Annotated in this window: 19 protein-coding genes; 11 read left to right on the top strand and 8 right to left on the bottom strand. The window is 72.9% G+C overall.

What is annotated here, in order from left to right:
- Positions 1 to 132: 132 nt before the first annotated feature.
- A complete protein-coding gene (locus ACIGDI_RS05645; RefSeq protein WP_399892935.1) occupies positions 133 to 2,697 on the bottom strand; it encodes an FtsX-like permease family protein in 2,565 nt (854 codons plus the stop codon).
- Positions 2,697 to 3,437, bottom strand: coding sequence for an ABC transporter ATP-binding protein (locus ACIGDI_RS05640; protein WP_399890920.1), 741 nt, complete (start codon positions 3,435 to 3,437; stop codon positions 2,697 to 2,699). Before ACIGDI_RS05640 ends, ACIGDI_RS05645 begins: the two co-directional genes overlap by 1 nt.
- A gap of 218 nt (positions 3,438 to 3,655) precedes the next feature.
- Here ACIGDI_RS05640 and ACIGDI_RS05635 point away from each other — a divergent pair, with 218 nt between their 5' ends.
- Both ACIGDI_RS05635 and ACIGDI_RS05630 read left to right on the top strand, forming a co-directional pair.
- The gene (locus ACIGDI_RS05635; RefSeq protein ID WP_399890917.1) at positions 3,656 to 4,924 is read left to right on the top strand and encodes a sensor histidine kinase; all 1,269 of its coding nucleotides are present in this window, start codon (positions 3,656 to 3,658) and stop codon (positions 4,922 to 4,924) included.
- Entirely contained in the window at positions 4,921 to 5,592 is a 672-nt protein-coding gene (locus tag ACIGDI_RS05630; protein WP_399890914.1) for a response regulator, read from the top strand. Before ACIGDI_RS05635 ends, ACIGDI_RS05630 begins: the two co-directional genes overlap by 4 nt.
- A 130-nt stretch (positions 5,593 to 5,722) precedes the next feature.
- On the opposite strand, the gene ACIGDI_RS05625 is transcribed toward ACIGDI_RS05630, so the two are convergent.
- On the bottom strand, positions 5,723 to 6,949 hold the full coding sequence (locus ACIGDI_RS05625) for an acyl-CoA dehydrogenase family protein (protein ID WP_142149936.1): 1,227 nt from the start codon (positions 6,947 to 6,949) through the stop codon (positions 5,723 to 5,725).
- A 171-nt stretch (positions 6,950 to 7,120) separates the two neighbouring features.
- On the opposite strand from ACIGDI_RS05625, the gene ACIGDI_RS05620 reads away from it, so the two are divergent.
- Positions 7,121 to 7,765, top strand: a complete 645-nt coding sequence (locus ACIGDI_RS05620) for a TetR family transcriptional regulator (RefSeq protein WP_200699263.1) — start codon at positions 7,121 to 7,123, stop codon at positions 7,763 to 7,765.
- Between the two features lie 24 nt (positions 7,766 to 7,789).
- Here ACIGDI_RS05620 and def read toward each other — a convergent pair whose 3' ends face one another.
- Complete coding sequence (def, locus tag ACIGDI_RS05615; RefSeq protein ID WP_399890910.1) at positions 7,790 to 8,347, bottom strand: peptide deformylase; 558 nt, start codon at positions 8,345 to 8,347, stop codon at positions 7,790 to 7,792.
- 137 nt (positions 8,348 to 8,484) lie between these two features.
- Here def and ACIGDI_RS05610 point away from each other — a divergent pair, with 137 nt between their 5' ends.
- The 8 genes from ACIGDI_RS05610 to ACIGDI_RS05575 all read left to right on the top strand — a co-directional run bounded on the left by ACIGDI_RS05610 (position 8,485) and on the right by ACIGDI_RS05575 (position 16,949).
- On the top strand, positions 8,485 to 9,723 hold the full coding sequence (locus ACIGDI_RS05610) for a MurT ligase domain-containing protein (RefSeq protein ID WP_200699261.1): 1,239 nt from the start codon (positions 8,485 to 8,487) through the stop codon (positions 9,721 to 9,723).
- A 17-nt stretch (positions 9,724 to 9,740) separates the two neighbouring features.
- Positions 9,741 to 10,469, top strand: a complete 729-nt coding sequence (locus tag ACIGDI_RS05605; RefSeq protein WP_351564853.1) for a glutamine amidotransferase — start codon at positions 9,741 to 9,743, stop codon at positions 10,467 to 10,469.
- Between the two features lie 179 nt (positions 10,470 to 10,648).
- Positions 10,649 to 11,674: a 6-phosphofructokinase gene (locus tag ACIGDI_RS05600; RefSeq protein ID WP_200699259.1), complete on the top strand. Its 1,026-nt coding sequence runs from the start codon at positions 10,649 to 10,651 to the stop codon at positions 11,672 to 11,674.
- 2 nt (positions 11,675 to 11,676) lie between these two features.
- A complete protein-coding gene (locus tag ACIGDI_RS05595; RefSeq protein ID WP_399890905.1) occupies positions 11,677 to 12,456 on the top strand; it encodes an inositol monophosphatase family protein in 780 nt (259 codons plus the stop codon).
- A gap of 91 nt (positions 12,457 to 12,547) precedes the next feature.
- Positions 12,548 to 13,498, top strand: coding sequence for a cytochrome c oxidase assembly protein (locus ACIGDI_RS05590; protein ID WP_390629690.1), 951 nt, complete (start codon positions 12,548 to 12,550; stop codon positions 13,496 to 13,498).
- 68 nt (positions 13,499 to 13,566) lie between these two features.
- On the top strand, positions 13,567 to 14,898 hold the full coding sequence (locus tag ACIGDI_RS05585) for a DUF6777 domain-containing protein (RefSeq protein WP_399890902.1): 1,332 nt from the start codon (positions 13,567 to 13,569) through the stop codon (positions 14,896 to 14,898).
- Positions 14,899 to 14,926: 28 nt separating this feature from the next.
- A complete protein-coding gene (locus ACIGDI_RS05580; protein WP_399890899.1) occupies positions 14,927 to 16,762 on the top strand; it encodes a protein kinase in 1,836 nt (611 codons plus the stop codon).
- Positions 16,763 to 16,775: 13 nt separating this feature from the next.
- Positions 16,776 to 16,949, top strand: coding sequence for a hypothetical protein (locus ACIGDI_RS05575; protein WP_399890896.1), 174 nt, complete (start codon positions 16,776 to 16,778; stop codon positions 16,947 to 16,949).
- 3 nt (positions 16,950 to 16,952) lie between these two features.
- On the opposite strand, the gene ACIGDI_RS05570 is transcribed toward ACIGDI_RS05575, so the two are convergent.
- Genes ACIGDI_RS05570 through ACIGDI_RS05555 form a run of 4 tightly spaced genes read right to left on the bottom strand, consistent with a single transcriptional unit; the run spans position 16,953 to position 21,024 of the window.
- Positions 16,953 to 18,203, bottom strand: a complete 1,251-nt coding sequence (locus ACIGDI_RS05570) for a sensor histidine kinase (RefSeq protein ID WP_399890894.1) — start codon at positions 18,201 to 18,203, stop codon at positions 16,953 to 16,955.
- Entirely contained in the window at positions 18,200 to 19,912 is a 1,713-nt protein-coding gene (locus ACIGDI_RS05565) for a cation acetate symporter (RefSeq protein ID WP_399890891.1), read from the bottom strand. The genes ACIGDI_RS05570 and ACIGDI_RS05565 overlap by 4 nt, the downstream gene beginning before the upstream one ends.
- On the bottom strand, positions 19,909 to 20,271 hold the full coding sequence (locus ACIGDI_RS05560) for a hypothetical protein (protein ID WP_200699251.1): 363 nt from the start codon (positions 20,269 to 20,271) through the stop codon (positions 19,909 to 19,911). Before ACIGDI_RS05560 ends, ACIGDI_RS05565 begins: the two co-directional genes overlap by 4 nt.
- Positions 20,272 to 20,274: 3 nt before the next feature.
- The gene (locus ACIGDI_RS05555) at positions 20,275 to 21,024 is read right to left on the bottom strand and encodes a LytTR family DNA-binding domain-containing protein (RefSeq protein ID WP_058926751.1); all 750 of its coding nucleotides are present in this window, start codon (positions 21,022 to 21,024) and stop codon (positions 20,275 to 20,277) included.
- Between the last annotated feature and the right edge of the window lie 36 nt (positions 21,025 to 21,060).

Genomic DNA, 21,060 nt, shown 5'->3' with positions numbered 1-21,060 from the left:
TCCGTCGGTGGGGTGGGGGGCTCCTGCTCCGACCTTCGCACGGATCCCCGACCCGGAGCGGCCCGCCGCGAGGTCGTCGCCCTGTCGGGTGCTCACGAGTGCGCGGAGGCGCACCGGGGGCGGGGATCGGGTTCACTCCCGGACGCCGATGGCCTCGACCGGACAGATCCGCAGCAGCAGTCGGGTCGGCACCATCACGCCCACGGTGGCCAGGGCCGCCAGGGCGCCGGCGATCACCGTGTACCCGAGCGCGGGCACGGCGGGCCACGGCGCCCCGCCCAGCGCCAGCGCGACCAGGAGGAGCGGGAAGACGGACAGGAGCGTGCCGGTCCCCACGCCGGCCAGGACGACGACGGCGCTCTCCCTGCGCATCATGCCGGCGACCTGACGGCGGGCGGTGCCGGACAGCCGGAGCAGCGCGAACTCGCGGCGGCGGGCGGCCGTCGTCATCGCGAGGGAGTTGACCACGGTGATCGCGGTGTAGGCGATGATCACGCCGACGACGAGGTAGTTGACCCAGGCGTTGGCGCGCTGTTCGGCCAGCTGGTCGTCGGCGGTGAGGCCGCTTCGTACCGTCGTGCCGGGGTAGGCCGCGGCGAGGTCGGTCAGGGCGCGGGTCAGGCCGTGCGCCCGGGGTGCGGCGCGGACGAGGACCGACGTGTCGGCCTTCTGGGTGGTGTGGGCGAGCAGGAGGTCGTGGTCGAGGGTGATGTCCGCGAAGCCGAGACCCCGGCCGTAGACGGCGATCACCCGGCCCCGGAACGGTGTGCCGTCACCGAGGTGGAGCCGTGCGGTGTCTCCCACGCCGAGGTCGAGCCAGGAGGCAGCGGTGGTGCTGATCGCCACCGTGTCGCGCGAGAGGGAGGTCGGGTCGCCCTCGCGGGTGCGCAGGTCGAGGGTGGCGGTGAGGGCGCGGGGGTCCACGCCCTGCGCGCTCAGCGACACGGCTTCCTGCGCGCCCATGAGTTCGCCCGCGGCCACGACCTTGGACTTCACCAGGCCGGTGGCGGCGGCGACCTGCCCCAGTTCCCGTGCTTTCGCCGCGAGGTCGGGCGACACCCCGGCCGGCGCGGTGAGCACGTGGTCGGCGAGAAGGCCGGAGTGGATCTGCTCGGAGGACTCCCGCAGGGCGGTGGTCTGGGTGAAGACGACGGTCGACGCGAAGGACACGGCCAGGATCAGCGGGGTGATCGCGCCCGCCAGTCGTCCGGCGTTGGCCCGGGAGTTGGCCGCCGCGAGATGGCCGGTGACGCCGGTCCGCTCCAGCAGCGGGGCCAGCAGGCGTACGGCCGCGCCGGCGATCAGTGGGCCCAGGACGGCGCCGGCGATCACCAGGAGGAGCACGAGGGAGTTGGCGAGGCCGACCAGGGTGAGGAAGTCGGCATGCTGCACCAGGCCGGTGACGAAGACCCCGGCCGAGAGCGCCAGCAGGACCCCGCCGGTGATCCGGCGCCCGCGGCTGAGGCCGGCGGGCTCCACGGCCGCCTCGCCGAGGGCCTCGGTCGGCCGGATACGGCCGGCGCGCAGGGCGGCGACGAGGACGGCGACCAGCGCGGTCAGCACGGTCACCAGGACGGCGGCCAGGAACGGCAGCGGGCTGAGGGCGAGCGCGAAGTCGGGCGGCACGATGCCGTGTCCGGCGAACCGGTCGCGCAGCCAGTGCACCAGCAGCAGTCCGAGCGGGCAGCCCAGCAGCCCCGCGACGAGCCCGGTGACGGCCGCCTCCGCGGCCAGCATGCGCCTCAGCTGGCCGGGCGTGGTGCCGATGGCCCGCAGCAGGGCGATCTCGCGGCGGCGGTGGCGGACGGACAGCGCGCTGGTGGCGTACAGGACGAAGACGGCGATGAGGAGGACGTTCCCGCCGACGGCGCCGGCCAGGACCGTGAGGTCGGAGCCGCTGACGGCGACGTCGAGGAACTCGGCCCGGCCGCGCCCGTCCCCGGTGTGCACGGTGAGCCCGTCGTCGCCGAGCGCGGACCGCAGGGCGTCGGCGAGCCGGCCCGGTGAGGTGCCCGGGGCGGCCCGGACGCCGAAGGCGTAGGCGGTGGAACCGAGTTGGCGCAGGCCCGGGCCGGTGAGGAACAGCACCGACTGGCGGGGCGCCCGGCCGTCGTCGAGGGCGACGAGTCCGGTCACGGTGTAGGCGTGGGGCTCGGAGGCGGTCATCAGCCGGACGGTGTCGCCGGGGCGGACGCCGGCCCGGCCGGCGAGTTCGGCGTCCAGGACGGCCTCCCGCGCGGTGCGGGGCGCGTGGCCCCGGGTGAGCCGGAAGGCGCCGAGTCCCAGGCCCGACCAGTTGTGCGCCTGGGGTGCGCTGCCGTGCCGGCCGGGCACGGGCCGCCCCGCGGCCGTGGCCAGGCGTACGGTCGCGCCGTCGTCCTCGGTCACCGCGCGGACCCCGGGCACCTTCCCGATCCGCTCCGCCAGGGATGCCCGCAGCGGTACGCGCTCGGGCAGCGGCTGGGACTGCTGCGTCGTCGAACCGTCCACGTCCTTCAGGGTCAGTTCGAGGTCCTGGCGGCCGGTGACGAGGACGTCGGCCGCCGCGTACCGCTCGGGCGGGGAGCCCGCCCGGATGCCGGACTCCAGGAGGATGCCGCAGGCGCTGAGCACGGCGGCGCCCAGCAGCAGGGCGAGGAAGGTGCCGGCGAACCCGGCGGCACGGGACTTCAGGGTCTGCAGGGCGAGAGCGAGCATCACGCGGCCCTCCGCAGGCCGGTCATGACCTCGGCGACCCGGTCGGCGCTGGGGGTGACCATGCCGTCGACGACGCGTCCGGCGCCGAGGAAGAGGACCTGGTCGGTGTGGGCGGCGGCGACCGGGTCGTGGGTGACCATCACCACCGTCTGGTGCAGATCGGTGACGGCCTGGCGCAGCAGGAGCAGGATGTCGCGGGCGGTCTCCGGGTCGAGGGCGCCGGTGGGCTCGTCGGCGAAGATCACCTCGGGCCGGGTGACCAGGGCGCGGGCGATCGCGACGCGCTGCTGCTGGCCGCCGGAGAGCTGCGCGGGGTAGCGGGTCAGCCGTCCGCCGAGGTCGACGGCGCCGACGATGTGGCGCAGCCAGTCCGGTTCGGGCTGTCGCCCGGCCAGGCGCAGGGGCAGCAGGATGTTCTGTTCGACGGTCAGTGACGGCAGCAGGTTGAAGGCCTGGAAGACGAACCCGACCCGGGTCCGCCGCAGTTCGGTCAGCCTCCGCTCCCTGAGCGCCGACAGGTCCTGGTCGCCGAGGCGTACCTCGCCCGCCGTGGGCCGGTCCAGGCCGGCCGCGCAGTGCAGGAAGGTGCTCTTGCCGGACCCCGAGGGGCCCATCACCGCCGTGAAGGTGCCGGGTTCGATGCCCGCGCTGACCTTGTCGAGGGCGAGGACGGCGTCCGGGCCCTCCCCGTACCGCTTGGTCACGTCCGTGAGTTGGACCGCGTACCGGCTTGCGAGCACCGTGACTCCCCTAGCGACTGTCCGTCAGTGGTGTCTCAAGTGCATCGTGGGCGGCGGGACCTGGCCTCGGCCGAGCAGCCGAACCGGGGTCTCGGCCGGGTGGGCGAGGCGGGTGGGCGTCTCCTCCTCGCGGAGGAGACTCGACGGAGGAGAGGCGGTCCCGGCTTTCAACCTCAGGTGAGATCACGGGGGTTCGCGGTCCGTCTACGGTAAGGGGCATGAACCGGATGGAGTCGCTGGCGGGGCGCCCCTGGCCGCGGGCCGTCACCGACACGGCTCTCGCCCTGCTGCTGACCGTCGGCTGTCTGGCGCTGCCCCTGGCGATGCCGCACGACGGCCCCGATCTGCGCGCGGCGGACGCCCTGTGGGTCGTCCTCGTCCTGCTCACCACGCTGCCCCTGGCGGTGCATCGGCTGTGGCCGCTGCCCGCTCTGCTGGTGATGTCGGCGACCGCGGGGGTGCTGCAGGCCCGGCACTACGTTCCGGACCTGTCCGGGCCCGACGGCACGTCCATCGGGCCCACCTACCTCGCCGTCGCCACGGCCGTCTTCCTCACCGCCGCCCGCACCACACCGCGGGTCGCGGCCCTGGTCGGCTGGGTGCTCATCCCGGCGGCCGCCGTGACGGAGGCGGTGCTCGCCCCGTCGGGGCACCGCGTGGCCGCGCTGCTGACCGAGGCGGTGCTGCTGATCGCCGCGTGGGCGCTGGGGCGGTTGGCCAGGGCGCGGGCCGCGATCCGGGACCAGGCGCTGGAGCGGGCCGCCGCGCTCGAACGGGAGCAGGCCGCCGACGCGCGGGCGGCGGTCATGGCGGAGCGGGCCAGGATCGCGCGCGAGCTGCACGACATCGTGGCGCACAACGTGAGCCTCATGGTGGTGCAGACGATCGCCGCCGACCGCGTCCAGGACCGCGACCGGGACAAGGCGCACGAACTGCACGGCGCCATCGAGGAGACCGGGCGGGCCACCGTCACGGAGCTGCGCCACCTCCTCGACGTCCTGCGCACCGACGAGGAGGGGCCGGGCGACCCGAGCCGGGAACCGCCGCAGCCGACCGTCGAGGCGCTGCCCGCTCTGGTGGACTCGGTGCGCGCGGCCGGACTGCGGGTCGACTTCAGCACCAGCGGTGAGCCGGTCGAACTGCCCGCCGGTTCACACCTGGCGGTGTACCGGATCGCGCAGGAGGCGCTCACCAACACGCTCAAGCACGCCGGCCGCACCAGGACCGCGCTCGACCTGGCCTGGGAGCCGGAGCGGGAGCGGCTCACCGTGCGGCTGTGCGACGACGGCCCGGCGTCCGACGGCGAGCCGGTGCGGCCGCCCGTCGCGGCGCACGGCAGCGGGCACGGTCTGGTCGGCATGCGCGAGCGGGTCGGCGCGGTGGGCGGCTCCCTGCACACCGGCTCCCGGCCCGGCGGCGGCTGGTGCGTGCACGCCGTCATCCCGCTCCCGGTCCCCGAACCCCGGCACGAAGGGCACAGCGCATGAAGGTCATCCGGGTCCTGCTGGTCGACGACCAGCCCATGATCCGCACGGGATTCCGGCTCATCCTGGAGGCGGAGCCCGACATCACGGTCGTGGGCGAGGCGTCGGACGGCACGGAGGCCGTCGAGCTGACCGGGGCCCTGTGCCCCGACGTCGTCCTGATGGACATCCGCATGCCGCGCACGGACGGCGTGGAGGCCACGCGGCGCATCGTGGAGGCGGGTTCGGCCAGCAGGATCGTCATCCTGACGACCTTCGACCTGGACGCGCACGTCGTGGACGCCCTGCGCGCGGGGGCCAGCGGGTTCCTGGTCAAGGACGGCCCCGCCGACTCGCTGGTGGGCGCGATCCGCACGGTCGCCGGCGGTGACGCCGTGCTCTCGCCCCGCGTCACGCACCGGCTGCTGGACCGCTTCGCGCACCTGGGCGCGCCGGCCGAGGCGCCCGTGCCGGCCCGGCTCGACGCCCTCACCGGCCGTGAACTCGACGTGCTGCGGGCGCTCAGCCGCGGTCTGTCGAACGCGGAGATCGCGCTCGAACTCGGTGTGGGCGAGACGACGGTGAAGACGCACATCGCCCACATCCTGGAGAAGTACGGCCTGCGCGACCGGGTCCAGGCCGTGATCCTGGCCTACGACAGCGGCCTGGTCGTCCCGCGCACGGGCCGCTGAGCCCGCGCTGAGCGGACCCGGTGAAGTCGCTGCGGTCCGGCAGCGCCCCGAAGGGGCGCGGGGAACTGCGCGACCGGCCACGACGGCGCCGCGGACGACCGACCGCACATCGCGGCACTTCAGCGGAGGCTCAGCGGATCGGCATGCCCGACAGGGTGCGGGCGATCACCAGGCGCTGGATCTCGCTCGTGCCCTCGAAGATGGTGTAGATCGCGGCGTCCCGGTGCATCCGCTCCACCGGGTACTCCCGCGTGTAGCCGTTGCCGCCGAGGATCTGGATCGCCTGCGCCGTGACCTTCTTCGCCGTCTCGCTCGCGAACAGCTTGGACATCGAGCCCTCGGCCGCGGTGAACGGCCTGCCGTTGATCGCCATCCACGAGGCCCGCCAGACCAGCAGCCGCGCGGCGTCGACGGACGTGCGCATGTCGGCGAGCTGGAAGGCGACGCCCTGGTTGTCGATGATCGGCCGCCCGAACTGCTCGCGGGTCTTGGCGTAGTCGAGGGCGACCTCGTAGGCGGCGCGGGCGGTGCCGACCGCCATCGCGCCGACGGCCGGGCGGGAGGCCTCGAAGGTGGCCATGGCGGCGTTCTTCACGCGCTCGCCGCCCTGCTTGGCCCGCTCGCGGGCCCGGGCCAGGCGCTCGTCGAGCTTCTCCTTGCCGCCCAGCAGGCAGGAGCCGGGGACTCGGACGTTCTCCAGGACGACCTCGGCGGTGTGCGAGGCGCGGATGCCGTGCTTCTTGAACTTCTGGCCCTGCGACAGCCCGGGGGTGTTCGGCGGGATGATGAAGGAGGCGTGGCCCTTGGAGCCGAGCTCGGGGTCGACGACCGCGACGACGACGTGGACGTTGGCGATGCCGCCGTTGGTCGCCCAGGTCTTCGTGCCGTTGATCACCCACTCGTCCTTGGCCTCGTCGTAGACGGCACGCGTGCGCATGGAGGCCACGTCGGAGCCGGCGTCGGGCTCGGAGGAGCAGAAGGCGGCGACCTTGACGTCGTTGGCGTCGCCGTACATCTGGGGGATCCAGGTGCCGATCTGTTCCTCGGTTCCGTTGGCAAGAACGCCCACGGCGGCCAGACCCGTGCCTACGATCGACAGGGCGATGCCCGCGTCGCCCCAGAACAGCTCCTCCATGGCCATCGGGATGCCGAGCCCGGTGGGGTCGAAGTACTGCTGGGCGTAGAAGTCGAGGGAGTAGATGCCAACCTTCGCGGCCTCCTGGATGACCGGCCAGGGAGTCTCCTCACGCTCGTCCCATTCGGCGGCCGCGGGGCGGATGACGTCGGCGGCGAATCCGTGCAGCCAGTCCCGGACCTCCTTCTGTTCGTCGTTGAGCTCCATGGTGAACTCGGCCATGTCCCCTCCAGCGGCGACGTGCAAATGTGTTACTAGCGGTAACCCGAGTCTGTTACCCACGGGTAGGAAAAGTCAACTCCGACGACGTCTCGGCAGCCTGTTCGATGCAGTGGGCATGTTGGGTGTTAGTTTGCGCAGGCGTTACCGATTCAGCACGGGTGGGGAGAGCTCATGGACACCACGCAGCGGACCGAGCAGCAGCGGTCCGCCGACCGCCGTCGGCGCGAGTTGCTGGAGGCCGCGGACAGGGTGGTGCTACGGGATGGCCCACAGGCCTCGATGAACGCCATCGCGGCGGAGGCGGGCATCACGAAGCCGATCCTCTACCGCCATTTCGGCGACAAGGGCGGCCTGTACGCCGCGCTGGCCAAACGGCACACGGACGCGTTGCTGAACTCCCTGCGCGCCGCGCTGGACGCGCCCGCGGACCGCCGCGAGCGCGTCGAGGCCACGTTGGACACCTACCTCGCGGCGATCGAGGCGCGGCCCCAGGTGTACCGGTTCCTGATGCACCCGGCCGAGGGCGGTTCGGGGGGCGAGCAGAGCTTCGACGTCGGCAAGCACTCGGCGCCGCTGCTGCGCAGGATGGGCGAGGAGCTGGCCCAGGTCATCGAGGACCGGCTGGACCTGGGCCCGGAGAGCCAGCGGCTGGCCCGGGTGTGGGGGCACGGGATAGTCGGGATGATGCACGCGGCCGGCGACTGGTGGCTGGGCGAACGGCCCTGCTCGCGGGCGGAGTTGGTGCGCAGCCTGGCCGACCTGCTGTGGGGGCGGCTGGCCGCGGCCGGCGACCGGATCGGCGGCCCCGGCTTCTGAGCGCCCCCCTCCCGCGGAGTTCCGTCAGGAAGGACCGCGGCCCGGCCGGTGCCACGAGGCCTTCGCCACCTGGCGCAGCAGCTTCCGTCTGCGCCATCCCGTGAGGCGATCGGCGTAGACCCGGCCCTCGAGATGGTCGCACTCGTGCTGCAGACACCGTGCGAAGAATCCCGTCCCGTGCACGGTGACCGGCTCCCCGGTCACCGTGAACCCCTCCACCACCGCGTGGTCGTGGCGCTCGGTCCCCGCCTCCAGGCCCGGCAGCGACAGGCAGCCCTCCGGGCCGCGGACCACCACTCCGTCGGCCTCCACCAGACGCGGGTTGACCACATGGCCGAGGTGGCGGACGTCCTCGTCGTCCGGGCAGTCGTAGACGAAGACCCGCCACGGCTCCCCCACCTGGTTGGCCGCCAGGCCCACGCCCTGGGCCGCGTACATCGTGGCGAACAAGTCCTCCACGAGTGCCGCCAGTTCGGGGCCGAAGTCGGAGACTTCCGCGCAGGGGGCGTGCAGTGCCGCTTCCCCGTGCAGGGTGAGGGGCCGGACTCGCCCGCGGGCGCCCGGAATGGAGCCGTTTCGCATGGCCGCAAGCGTACGGTCGCGCGCGTCTTGGCCATGCCGTGGTTCGGGACTGCGAGTGGATCTCGATAGGCTGAGGTCCACACCACGTTGCCGTCAGGCTTGAGGCGCGGCGCGTACGCAAGGAGGATCGAGAACTGATGTCAGGCAACTCGGACCCGCTCACGCCGCGGGCCAAGCTGGCCGTGACCGCGGGCAAGGCGGTCGCAGCGGCGTCGCGAGCCGCGGGGCGCGGCAGCGGTTCGGTGATCGGCGGCCGGGTGGCGCTCAAACTCGATCCCGACCTTCTCGCCCGGCTCGCCCAGAACCTGGACGTGGTCCTGGTGTCCGCGACCAACGGCAAGACGACCACGACCCGGCTCATCGCCGAGGCGCTGCGGGCCGCCGGGCCGGTCGTCTCCAACGCCCTCGGCGCCAACATGCCCGCCGGTATCACCTCCGCGCTCGCCGGCAGCTCCGACGCGCGCTACGGCGTCATCGAGGTCGACGAGAAGTACCTGGCGGGCGTGGCCCGGGACACCGCCCCGAAGTGCATCGCCCTGCTCAACCTCTCCCGCGACCAGCTCGACCGCGCCGCCGAGACCCGCATGCTGGCGGAGAACTGGCGTGAGGGGCTCGCCGGTTCGAAGGCCGTCGTCGTCGCCAACTGCGACGACCCGCTGGTCGTGTGGGCGGCCTCCTCCTCCCCCAACGTGGTCTGGGTCGCCGCCGGGCAGATGTGGAAGGACGACGCCTGGTCCTGCCCGTCCTGCGGTGGCGTGATGCAGCGGCCCGGCGACGACTGGTTCTGCGGCGAGTGCGGCTTCCGGCGGCCCACGCCGAGCTGGGCGCTCTCCGGTGACCACGTGCTCGACCCGCACGGCTCGGCCTGGCCGATCCACCTGCAGCTGCCGGGCCGCGCCAACAAGGCCAACGCCGCCTCCTCGGCCGCCGTCGCGGCCGTCTTCGGGGTGCCTCCGCAGGTCGCCCTGGAGCGCATGTGGCAGGTGCAGGCCGTCGCGGGCCGTTATGACGTGGTGCAGTTCCAGGGGCGTGACCTGCGGCTGCTGCTGGCGAAGAACCCGGCGGGCTGGCTCGAAACGTTCAGCCTGATCGATCCGCCGCCGACCCCGGTGATCCTCTCGGTGAACGCGCGCAGCGCCGACGGCACCGACACCTCCTGGCTCTGGGACGTCGACTACACCCGTCTGTCCGGTCACCCGATCTGCGTGATCGGCGACCGCAAGCTGGACCTGGCGGTGCGTCTGGAGGTCGCCAACCAGAACTTCCAGGTGTGCGACAACCTCGACCAGGCGGTCCAGATGAGCCCGCCGGGCCGGATCGAGGTCATCGCCAACTACACCGCCTTCCAGGACCTGCGCCGCCGCGTCGGCAACTGAGACATCAGGGGACTTTTGTGAGCGACAACCAACTGCGGATCGTCTGGATCTACCCCGACCTGCTCAGCACCTACGGCGACCAGGGCAACGTCCTCGTCGTGGAGCGCCGGGCGCGGCAGCGCGGCCTGGACGTGGCCCGGCTCGACGTGCGCAGCGACCAGCCGATCCCGACGTCGGGTGACATCTACCTCATCGGCGGCGGCGAGGACCGGCCCCAGCGGCTGGCGGCCGAGCGGCTGCGCCGGGACGGCGGCCTGCACCGGGCCGTGGGCAACGGCGCGATCGTCTTCTCCGTCTGCGCCGGCTACCAGATCCTGGGCCACGAGTTCATCAACGACCTCGGCCAGCGCGAGCCGGGCCTGGGACTGCTGGACGTCGTCTCGGTCCGCGGCGAGGGCCAGCGGTGCGTCGGCGACGTGCTCGCCGACATCGACCCGCGCCTGGGCCTGCCCCCGCTGACCGGCTTCGAGAACCACCAGGGCGTCACCCACCTCGGCCCGACGGCCCGCCCCCTCGCCCAGGTCAAGCTCGGCAACGGCAACGGCACGGGAGACGGCACGGAGGGCGCGTACAACGACACGGTCTTCGGTACCTACATGCACGGGCCGGTGCTGGCCCGCAACCCGCTGATCGCCGACCTGCTGCTGAAGCTGGCGCTCGACGTGAACGCGCTGCCCCCGACCGACGACCGGTGGTACGAGGCGCTGCGCAACGAGCGCATCGCATCGGCTCAGCAGCCCGCCTGACACCTCCTGTCCCACCCCTCGTAACCAGCCCGTCTGACGCCGAGTACGCACAGGTGAGCGGGGTCGTCCAGCAGTCGGACGCACGGTGCGGCCCCGCCCCCTCCTGCCGCTAGGGTGGCGGGGTTCGAGCCGGACAGCGTGGTCCGGTGCCGACCACGTTGAGAAGGTTCTCTCGGGCTATGCGCATTGGTGTCCTCACGTCCGGCGGCGACTGCCCCGGCCTGAACGCCGTCATCCGGTCCGTCGTCCACCGTGCCGTCGTCGACCACGGTGACGAGGTCATCGGCTTCCGGGACGGCTGGAAGGGCCTCCTGGAGTGCGACTACCTCAAGCTCGACCTCGACGCGGTGGGCGGCATCCTGGCCCGCGGCGGCACCATCCTCGGCTCCTCCCGGGTCCAGCCCTCGCACCTGCGCGACGGCGTGGCACGGGCCAGGGAGCACGTCCAGGAACTCGGTCTGGACGCGATCATCCCGATCGGCGGCGAGGGCACGCTGAAGGCGGCCCGGCTGATGTACGACAACGGTCTGCCGATCGTCGGGGTCCCCAAGACGATCGACAACGACATCGCCGTCACGGACGTCACCTTCGGCTTCGACACGGCCGTGGGCGTGGCGACCGAGGCACTGGACCGGCTGAAGACCACCGCCGAGTCCCATCAGCGGGTGCTGGTGGTGGAGGTCATGGGCCGGCACACCGGCTGGATCGCGCTGCACTCCGGCATGGCGGCCGGCGCGCACGCCATCGTCGTCCCCGAGCGGCCCTTCGACATCGAGGAACTGGCCGCCCGGGTGGGCGCCCGCTTCGACCAGGGCAAGCGGTTCGCCATCGTGGTCGCCGCGGAGGGCGCCAAGCCGAGGGCCGGGACCATGGACTTCGACGAGGGCGGCAAGGACATCTACGGGCACGAGCGGTTCGCCGGCATCGCCCGTCAGCTGTCGATCGAGCTGGAGGAGCGCCTGGGCAAGGAGGCCCGCCCGGTGATCCTCGGCCATGTGCAGCGCGGCGGCACGCCGACGGCCTACGACCGGGTGCTGGCCACGCGGTTCGGCTGGCACGCGGTGGAGGCCGTGCACCGCGGCGAGTTCGGCAACATGACCGCGCTGCGCGGCACCGACATCGTGATGGTCTCGCTCGCGGAGGCCGTCGAGACGCTCAAGACGGTGCCGACCGAGCGCTACGACGAAGCGGAGTGCGTCCTCTAGGCATGGAGCGGGAACTCGCGATCGCCACGGAACTCGCCGAGTGGGCCGCGGACCGCATCCGCCGGCCGCGCGCCACGGACGAGGTACGCGAGAAGGCCTCCCCGGCCGACATCGTGACGGACACGGACGAGGCGGTGGAGGCCCACGTCCGTGCCGTGCTGCGCCGGGAGTTCCCGCAGTACGGCATCGAGGGCGAGGAGTACGGCGTCCACGAGGGCACGCCCGGCGCCCCGCACTGGGTGATCGACCCGGTGGACGGTACGACGAACTACGCGCACGGCATCGGCTGGTGCTCGTTCTCCCTCGGCCTGGCCACGGCACAGGGCGAGCCGCTGCTGGGCGTGGTGGCCGACCCGTGGCGCGGTGAGATCTTCTCGGCGGTCAAGGGCGGCGGCGCCCGCCTCGACGGCCGGCCGGTCCACGCGGCCGCCCACGACACCCTGACCGGCCACGCGTTCCTGACGGAATGGGCGGCCCACGCCCACTGGCCCGGCATGGACGACCTGATGCGGGAGCTCGCGGCCCGCCACTGCACGGTGCGGATCATGGGGTCGACGGCCCTGTCGCTGGTGCAGGTCGCAGCCGGCCGGGCCGTCGCGGCGGCCATCGGCGAGTTCCACCCCGTGGACGCCCTGCCACCGCTGCTGATCGCGACGGAGGCGGGCGCGGTGGCGGTGCCGGAGCTTCCGGCGTACGACACACCGCTGCTGCTCGTCGCCCCGCGGGCGGCGTCCGAGGCGACGGCCCTGTGGGAGAAGTCGGTGCTGCGCCGAGGCGAGTGAGGGGCGGCCCCCGGTCGCGGGGGCGTCCGCGGGCAGTTCTAGTCTGTGTGCGGACACATTTGCACAACCCCCACGAATCAGGAGCCGGCCGATGGATCACAGCGGGCACGGCATGACCATGGACCTGCCGCCGTTCACGCTGGGACGGGGTCTGGAATGGTCCGCGGACCCGTTCTTCCTCGTCGCCTGCGTGCTGGGGCTGGCGCTGTACGGCTGGGGTGTCGTGCGGCTGCGGCGGCGCGGGGACGCGTGGTCGGTGGGCCGGACGGTCTCGTTCGTCACCGGCGTGCTGACCATCGGGCTGGTGATGTGCACCGCCCTCAACGACTACGGCATGGTCATGTTCAGCGTGCACATGGTCCAGCACATGATCATCAGCATGCTGTCGCCGATCCTGATCCTGCTCGGCGCCCCCGTCACCCTCGCCCTGCGCGCACTGCCGACCGCGGGCAAGGGCCGCAAGGGCCCGCGCGAACTGCTGCTGATGCTGCTGCACAGCCGCTACATGCGGATCATCACGCACCCGGCGTTCACCATTCCGATGTTCATCGCGAGCCTGTACGCGCTGTACTTCACCCCGCTGTTCGACTTCCTGATGGGGTCGAAGACGGGACACGTCGCGATGATGGTGCACTTCCTCGCCGTCGGTGTCGTCTTCTTCTGGCCGATCATCGGTGTGGACCCGGGCCCGCAGCGGCCGGGCCATCTGATGCGGATGCTGGAGCTGTTCGCGGGCATGCCGTTCCACGCGTTCTTCGGCATCGCCCTGATGATGGCGTCGACGCCGATGGTCGAGACGTTCAAGAACCCCCCGGCCTCCCTGGGCATCGACGCCCTGTCCGACCAGACCGCGGCCGGCGGCATCGCCTGGGCGTTCAGCGAGGTCCCGTCCGTACTGGTGCTCCTCGCCCTGCTGTTCCAGTGGTACAGCTCCGAACAGCGGCAGGCCAAGCGCAAGGACCGGGCCGCCGACCGGGACGGCGACAAGGAACTCGAGGCCTACAACGCCTATTTGGCCTCATTGAACGCGCGCGGACACTGAAAGGCTTCGCCATTCGGCGGCTTTCAGTAGCATGAGGCGTCAGGGGGAAACCGCCGGGGGGAGCGGTGATGACGTTTCGCGCATTTATGCAAAGGGCCGGGAAATCGGCGATTCGCAGGATCGCCGTGCTGCTCGTCCTCGTAATCGCGGTCGGCGGATGTGATCGCAGCCCGCCGCTGACCCTGGTCCGGGCGGTCGCGGCGGGCGTTCCCGCCCTCTCGCCGTTCTTCGACGAACACCGCGGCCTGGGCCACGACCAGGCGATACGCCCGTCGATCGGGCGCGGCAGCCTGCAACAGGGGGACACTCCCGGCCTGTACGGGGGCACGCGTGAGACGAGTGTCTGTGACGTCGCAAAACTCAAGGCCTTTCTCACGGATCCCGCCAATCACCGGAAGGCACGGGCGTGGGCGGCCGCGCTGGACATCACCACCGACCGCATTCCGGGATATCTGGACGGACTCACTCCCGTTCTCCTGCGTCACGACACTCTCGTGCGGAATCACGACTACAAAAAGGGAAAGGCGACTCCGTTCGACTCCCTGTTGCAGGCCGGAATCGCCGTTCTCGTCGACGAACAGGGACTTCCGGCCGTGAAGTGTTCGTGCGGAAATCCCCTGCGGCCCTTCGCGGGTGACACGAACCGCGTTTCGGTCAAGTTCGGGAACGGCAGCCGGAAGTGGGAGGGATACGAGCGCTCTTCCGTGGTGGCGGTGCGGCCGGCGCCCCGGAAGCTGGAACGGCTCGCCCTGGTCGACGTGACCGACCCCGCCCGCGGCATCGCCCGGCCGGTGGGCACGACGGGCGGCCACGACGAGTCCTTCGACGCGGGCAGGCGCCGTGCGGTGCCCGACCTGAGGGGGGCGACGTTCGCCGAGGCGAGCCGGATGCTGACCGGGCAGGGGCTGGCCGTCGGCTACGCCGGGAAGGCGCGGCCCGCGGACGACGCGCAGGTCACGGTCTCCGATCCGCCGGCCGGGACGCGGCTGCGGTTCGGGCAGTACGTGACCCTGAGCACGACCGACGGGACCTCGTCGGGGCCGTCGGGGGCGCCGACCGCTCCCCCGGCGACCTCGCCGTCCCCGCGGTCCTCGCCGCCGTCCAGGACCCCCAAGGCCCCGCCGTCGTCGTCGGCGCCTTCGTCCTTCTCCCCTTCGTCCTCGCCGCCGTCGTCCGCGCCGAAGACCGGCTCGACCAGGACGGGCGCTCCGGCGACGAGCAGCGCACCACCACCGCCGCCGCCGCCCAGCAGCGCCCCGGTCACCACCAGCGCGCCACCCCCACCCGGCACCCCGATCACCACCAGCGCGCCGCCCCCGTCGAGCGCGCCCGTCACCACCAGCGCCCCCGCCGCGAGCGAGCCCGTTTCCTCCGGGCCCGCGTCGAGCGCGATCACTTAGTGCCCCAGCACAACCCGGGAGTCACCGGATGCATTCAGGATCACCGACGTCGGGAGTGGGCCGGGTCATCGCCGGCCGTTATCTGCTGCTGAACCGCCTCGGCAGCGGCGGCATGGGCCATGTGTGGCTCGCCCACGACCAGAGACTCGCGTGCGAGGTGGCGCTGAAGGAGATCGTGTTCCGCGACCTCGATCCGGCGGGCGAGGAGCGGGAGGCCAGGGTCGCGCGGGCGCGCGCGGAGGCCCGGTACGCGGCGGGGCTGCGCGGTCACCCGCACGTGGTCACGGTGCACGACGTGCTGGAGCACGAGGGGCTGCCGTGGATCGTCATGGAGTACGTGGCGGGCGCCACCGATCTGCGCGACCTGGTCGAGCGGCGCGGCCCGCTCGCGCCCGCGGAGTGCGCCCGCATCGGCCTCGCCGTCCTCGACGCGCTGAACTCGGGACACGAGACGGGTGTGATGCACCGGGACGTGAAGCCGGCCAACATCCTGCTGGCCCCGGACCGCACCGGGGCGCCGTACGGCCGCGTCCTGCTCACCGACTACGGCATCTCGGTGCGGCCGGACGCCGGGGAGACCCGGTACACGCTGGCGTCGGTGCTGGTGGGGACGTCCGGCTATCTGGCGCCGGAGCGGGCCAAGGGCGGTCCGCCGACCCCGGCCGCCGACCTGTTCTCGCTGGGCTGCACCCTGTACTACGCCGTCGAGGGCCACGGCCCCTTCGACCGGGAGTCGAACCTGGCCGAGGTCACCGCGGTGGTGATGGAGGAGCCGCGTCCGCCGGCGCGGGCCGGCGCGCTGGGCCCCGTACTGCGGAGTCTGCTGGAGAAGGATCCCGGGCGGCGGCCGTCGGCATCGCGGGCGGAGGCGGCGCTCTCGGAGATCGTGACGCCGCGGGCCGAACCGTACGCCCGGACCAGGACCGATCTCGGCTCGCAGCCGCCGTGGGCGGGCGTGGTCCCCGCGCCGCCGCCGGCCCCGGCACCGGACGGCTTCGGGCCGGTGGTCGCGCCCCCGTCCGCTCCCCGGCACCGCCGGGAGGTTCCCCGCGTGCTGCGTGCCGTCCTCGCCGCCTCGCTCGGCCTGCTGCTGGCGCTGGGCGGCGTCTGGTACGCCATGGCCCGCCAGGGCGGCGGAGGCGGCACGGGGAAGGCGCCGCCGTACGGCTCGGCGGTCGGGCTGGCCCGGCCGCTGAAGGACGGTGACTGCGTGCTCGCGGACTGGCCCGGACCCGACCGCTTCACCGGCACGCCCCGGCTGACGCTCGACCCCTCCTGCGGCGCCCAGGCGCCGGACGGGCAGGTGATGGCGTTCGCGGCGGCGGCCTCGGCGGACGAGGCCCGCAAGGAGGGGCCGGCGCGGTGCGAGGAGCGGACCCAGGAGATCCGGGAGCGGCTGGCGGACGTCCGTAGCCTCGCGGTCGTGCCGACCGGGGCCGGTTTCGAGGCGGCGGGGCGGCGGACGGCCTGTCTGGTGCTGGGCGCGCACGGGCCCGTGTACGGGCCACTGGGCGCCCACCGCAGCCTGGGCTCGTCCTTCACCGACACGGCGAACATGCAGCGCCGGGACTGTCTGCGGGCCCCTTCCGAGCGGGACGCCGGCCTGGTCTCCTGCTCCGGCCCGCACGACGAGCAGGTGCTCGGTTTCACCCGGCTGGGCAGGGACGTCACGCTCACCGAGGCCCGTACGCGGTCGGACGCGGCCTGCGCGAAGGACGTGCCGCCGCGCGACTACGGCTTCGACCCGTCGGTCTACACGTCGGGGTCCTGGACCAGCCAGGGAGCCTGGAAGTCGGGCACGCATTTCGTCGTGTGCACCGTCAGGAAGCAGAACGGGGGCACCATGGAGGGGGACGAATCCTGAGGAGGGTGTCGCGATGCCCGGTTCCACGGACGGTTCTACCAAGGCGATGGGGGTGCTCACCGTCGGCGGTCTCGTCGTGGTGACCGCCTACACGGTGGCGCTCGGCAGCAACGGCTGGCTGTGGTTCGGCTGGGTCGTGCTGGGGCTGCTCACGCTGGGGATGATCGCCACCCGCAGCAGCGTGTGAGGCTCACTCCCCGGCGAGGTCACCGGAGAACCCCCCGAGGTCCTGGGTGATCCGACCCGCGGAGTGCACGCCCGGCTGGTACTTGGGCAGCCGGGCGGTGACCTTCATGCCCGCGCCCACGGCGGTCTCGATGACGAGCCCGTAGTCGTCGCCGTAGACCTGCCGGAGCCGGTCGTCGACGTTGGACAGGCCGATGCCCCCGGAGGGACTGACCTCGCCGGCGAGTATGCGGCGCAGCACGACCGGGTCCATGCCGACGCCGTCGTCCTCGATGACGACCAGCGCCTCGGCGCCGGCGTCCTGCGCGGTGATGGAGATACGGCACTTGCCCCCGGCGGAGACGGCCCCGCCCTCCAGTCCGTGCTTGACGGCGTTCTCGACGAGCGGCTGAAGGCACAGGAAGGGCAGGGTGACCGGCAGCACCTCGGGGGCGATCTGCAGGGTGACGGAGAGCCGGTCGCCGAAGCGGGCCCGGACGAGCGCCAAGTAGTGGTCGATGGCGTGGAGTTCGTCGGCGAGGGTGGTGAAGTCGCCGTGCCGGCGGAACGAGTAGCGGGTGAAGTCGGCGAACTCCAGGAGCAGTTCGCGGGCGCGTTCGGGGTCGGTGCGGACGAACGAGGCGATCACCGCGAGCGAGTTGAAGATGAAGTGCGGGGAGATCTGGGCGCGCAGCGCCTTGATCTCGGCCTCGATCAGGCGGGTGCGGGACTGGTCGAGGTCGGCGAGTTCGAGCTGGACGCTGACCCAGCGGGCCACTTCCCCGGCCGCGCGGACCAGTACGGCGGACTCCCGCGGCGCGCAGGCCACCAGTGCACCGTGCACCCGGTCGTCGACGGTGAGCGGGGCGACCACCGCCCAGCGCACCGGGCAGTCGGGGTGGCCGCAGTGCAGGCGGAAGGCCTCGCCGCGCCCGGTCTCCAGCGGGCCGGCGAGCCGTTCCATGATCTGCGTGCGGTGATGGCCGCCCACGCCGTCCCAGACCAGGACGTCCTTCTGGTCGGTCAGGCACAGCGCGTCGGTGCCCAGCAGCGAGCGCAGCCTGCGGGCGGACTTGCGGGCGGTCTCCTCCGTCAGGCCCGCGCGCAGCGGGGGTGCGGCGAGGGAGGCGGTGTGCAGGGTCTGGAAGGTGGCGTGCTCGACGGGGGTGCCGAGGCCGCCGAGGCTCTCGGGGCGGGCCGTGCGCCGGCCCAACCAGAACCCGGCCGCCAGCAGCGGGAGCGCGGCCACGCACAGGCCGGCCAGGAAGCCGCTCATGCCTTCACCTCCGCCCGCAGTTCCTCCGGCAGGTGGAACCGCGCCAGGATCGCCTCCGTGCCCGTCGGTACCCGCGAGGGCGTCGCCAGGGAGACCAGCACCATGGTGAGAAAGCCCAGCGGCACCGACCAGAGCGCCGGCCAGGCCAGCAGGGCGTGCAGCGGGCCCGCGCCGGGGAGGCCCGCCATCGTCGCGGCCACCGCCACGAACGCCGAGCCGCCCCCGACGAGCATGCCGGCCGCCGCGCCGGGCGGGGTCAGCCGCCGCCACCAGATGCCGAGCACGAGCAGCGGGCAGAACGAGGACGCGGACACGGCGAAGGCCAGGCCCACCGCGTCGGCCACCGGCAGCCCGCCGACCAGCAGACTGGCTGCGAGGGGCACCGCCATGGCCAGCACGGTACCGAGCCTGAAGTGCCGTACGCCGCGCGTCGGCAGGACGTCCTGGGTGAGGACGCCGGCGACGGCCATGGTCAGTCCGGACGCCGTCGACAGGAACGCGGCGAAGGCCCCGCCCGCGACCAGCGCGCCGAGCAGGTCGCCGCCGACGCCGCCGATCATGCGGTCCGGGAGGAGCAGGACGGCGGCGTCCGCGTTGCCGCTGAGGGCGAGTTCGGGGGTGTAGAGGCGGCCGAGGGCGCCGTAGAGGGGCGGCAGCAGGTAGAAGGCGCCGATCAGGCCGAGGACGGCGACCGTGGTGCGGCGGGCGGCGACGCCGTGCGGGCTGGTGTAGAAGCGGACGACGACGTGCGGCAGGCCCATGGTGCCGAGGAAGGTGGCGAGGATCAGGCCGTACGTGGCGTACAGCGGGCGTTCCTCGCGGCCCGAGGCGAGGGAGGTGGACATGCCGCCGTTGGTGCCGGGGTCGGCGGACGGGACGGCGGTGCCCTTGGCGAAGCTGAGGCGGGTGCCCTGGGCGATGTGATGGGTGCCGGCCGCGAGCCGCACTCGGCTGCCGTCGTGCGGGGAGCCGTCGACCGTGCCGGTCACGGTGACGGTCAGGGGCCGTTCGAGCCTGAGGTCGAGGCTGTCGGCGACGCGTACGGAGCGCTGTTCGCGGAAGGTCGGCGGTTCGGCGAAGGCGTGGTGGGGCGCTCCGTCGCTCTGCCAGGCCAGGGCCAGGAAGAGGGCGGGGACGAGCAGGGCGGTGAGCTTGAGCCAGTACTGGAAGGCCTGCACGAAGGTGATGCTGCGCATGCCGCCGGCCGCGACGGTGGCCACCACGACGACGGCGACGATGACCCCGCCGAGCCCGTCGGGAGCGCCGGTGAGGACGGTGAGGGTCAGCCCCGCGCCCTGGAGCTGAGGCAGCAGGTAGAGCCAGCCGACGCCGACGACGAAGGCCCCGGCCAGCCGTCGTACGCCGTAGGAGGCGAGCCGGGCCTCGGCGAAGTCGGGGAGCGTGTAGGCGCCGGAGCGGCGCAGCGGGGCGGCGACGAACAGCAGCAGCACCAGGTAGCCGGCGGTGTAGCCGACCGGGTACCAGAGCATGTCCGGGCCCTGGATCAGGACCAGTCCCGCGATGCCCAGGAAGGAGGCGGCGGAGAGGTACTCGCCGCTGATGGCGGCGGCGTTGAGGCGGGGGCCGACGGTGCGGGAGGCGACGTAGAAGTCGGAGGTGGTGCGCGAGACGCGCAGGCCGAAGGCGCCGACCAGGACGGTCGCCACGACCACCAGAGCCACCGCCGGGACGGCGTAACCGGAGTTCACCGGTCCTCGACGAGCCGTACGAAGTCCCGCTCGTTGCGCTCGGCGCGGCGGACGTACCACAGGGCGAGCAGCACGAGGGGGGCGTAGAGGCAGAAGCCGAGGATGCCCCACTGCAGGCGGTGCGCGTCGGGCATGGCGGCGAAGACCAGCGGCAGCGGGCCGATCAGCAGGCCGAGGACGGCGAACACGGCGAGGGCGGCGCGCAGTTGGGTGCGCATGAGGGAGCGGACGTAGGTGTGGCCGAGGGTGGTCTGCTCGTCGATCTCGGTGCGCGGCCGGTAGTAGCCGGAGGCGCGCCGGGTGCGGCGGGGCGGGCCGGTGACGACGACGCGGCGTTCGCCGGGGTCCTGGTGGGGCACGTGCTACGGCCTCCTCATCAGCAGGTCCCGCAGCTCGCGCGCGTGCCGGCGGCTGACCTGCAGTTCCTCGCCACCGACGAGCACGCTCACGGTGCCCGCGTCCAGGCGGAGCTCGCCTATGTGGCGCAGGGCCACCAGGTGGCGGCGGTGGATGCGGACGAACCCGCGGGCCCGCCAGCGGTCCTCCAGGGTGGACAGCGGGATGCGGACGAGGTGGCTGCCCTTGTCGGTGTGCAGGCGGGCGTAGTCGCCCTGGGCCTCGACGTGGGTGATGTCGTCGACGGCGACAAAGCGGGTGACGCCGCCGAGTTCGACGGGGATGTGGTCGGGGTCGGGCTCGTGGACGGGTATGCGGGGGGTGTTGCCGGTGAGTTCGGCGGCGCGGCGGATCGCCTCGGCCAGGCGTTCCTTGCGGACCGGCTTGAGCACGTAGTCGACGGCCTTGAGGTCGAAGGCCTGGACGGCGAAGTCCTCGTGGGCGGTGACGAACACGACGAGCGGCGGCTGGGCGAACCCGGTCAGCAGCCGGGCCAGGTCCAGACCGTCGAGGCCGGGCATCTGGATGTCGAGGAAGACGACGTCGATGGCCTCGGGGCCGCCGGGGCCGGACTGCAGCGCCCGGTTGATGCGGCGCAGCGCCTCGGTCGCGTCGCCGGCGCCCTCGGCGCTGCCGATGCGGGGGTCGGCGTTCAGCAGGTAGAGCAGTTCCTCCAGCGAGGGGCGTTCGTCGTCGACGGCGAGGGCGCGCAGCATGAACCCGGAGTGTAGGAGGAATCCGCACGGGTGGAC

Origin of the sequence: Streptomyces sp. NPDC085900, from assembly GCF_044540925.1 — a bacterium.
Taxonomy (GTDB): domain Bacteria; phylum Actinomycetota; class Actinomycetes; order Streptomycetales; family Streptomycetaceae; genus Streptomyces; species Streptomyces gilvifuscus.
This window is presented reverse-complemented; position numbering and strand designations above follow the sequence as displayed.

What these genes read in the sequence shown, in the direction of transcription:
- ACIGDI_RS05570 (WP_399890894.1), bottom strand. Translation starts at nt 18,203, where the DNA reads ATGAGCGGCTTCCTGGCCGGCCTGTGCGTGGCCGCGCTCCCGCTGCTG.
- def (WP_399890910.1), bottom strand. Translation starts at nt 8,347, where the DNA reads ATGCGAAACGGCTCCATTCCGGGCGCCCGCGGGCGAGTCCGGCCCCTC.
- ACIGDI_RS05595 (WP_399890905.1), top strand. Translation starts at nt 11,677, where the DNA reads ATGGAGCGGGAACTCGCGATCGCCACGGAACTCGCCGAGTGGGCCGCG.
- ACIGDI_RS05630 (WP_399890914.1), top strand. Translation starts at nt 4,921, where the DNA reads ATGAAGGTCATCCGGGTCCTGCTGGTCGACGACCAGCCCATGATCCGC.
- ACIGDI_RS05585 (WP_399890902.1), top strand. Translation starts at nt 13,567, where the DNA reads ATGACGTTTCGCGCATTTATGCAAAGGGCCGGGAAATCGGCGATTCGC.
- ACIGDI_RS05620 (WP_200699263.1), top strand. Translation starts at nt 7,121, where the DNA reads ATGGACACCACGCAGCGGACCGAGCAGCAGCGGTCCGCCGACCGCCGT.
- ACIGDI_RS05635 (WP_399890917.1), top strand. Translation starts at nt 3,656, where the DNA reads ATGAACCGGATGGAGTCGCTGGCGGGGCGCCCCTGGCCGCGGGCCGTC.
- ACIGDI_RS05580 (WP_399890899.1), top strand. Translation starts at nt 14,927, where the DNA reads ATGCATTCAGGATCACCGACGTCGGGAGTGGGCCGGGTCATCGCCGGC.
- ACIGDI_RS05625 (WP_142149936.1), bottom strand. Translation starts at nt 6,949, where the DNA reads ATGGCCGAGTTCACCATGGAGCTCAACGACGAACAGAAGGAGGTCCGG.
- ACIGDI_RS05575 (WP_399890896.1), top strand. Translation starts at nt 16,776, where the DNA reads ATGCCCGGTTCCACGGACGGTTCTACCAAGGCGATGGGGGTGCTCACC.
- ACIGDI_RS05555 (WP_058926751.1), bottom strand. Translation starts at nt 21,024, where the DNA reads ATGCTGCGCGCCCTCGCCGTCGACGACGAACGCCCCTCGCTGGAGGAA.
- ACIGDI_RS05645 (WP_399892935.1), bottom strand. Translation starts at nt 2,697, where the DNA reads ATGCTCGCTCTCGCCCTGCAGACCCTGAAGTCCCGTGCCGCCGGGTTC.
- ACIGDI_RS05590 (WP_390629690.1), top strand. Translation starts at nt 12,548, where the DNA reads ATGGATCACAGCGGGCACGGCATGACCATGGACCTGCCGCCGTTCACG.
- ACIGDI_RS05600 (WP_200699259.1), top strand. Translation starts at nt 10,649, where the DNA reads ATGCGCATTGGTGTCCTCACGTCCGGCGGCGACTGCCCCGGCCTGAAC.
- ACIGDI_RS05610 (WP_200699261.1), top strand. Translation starts at nt 8,485, where the DNA reads ATGTCAGGCAACTCGGACCCGCTCACGCCGCGGGCCAAGCTGGCCGTG.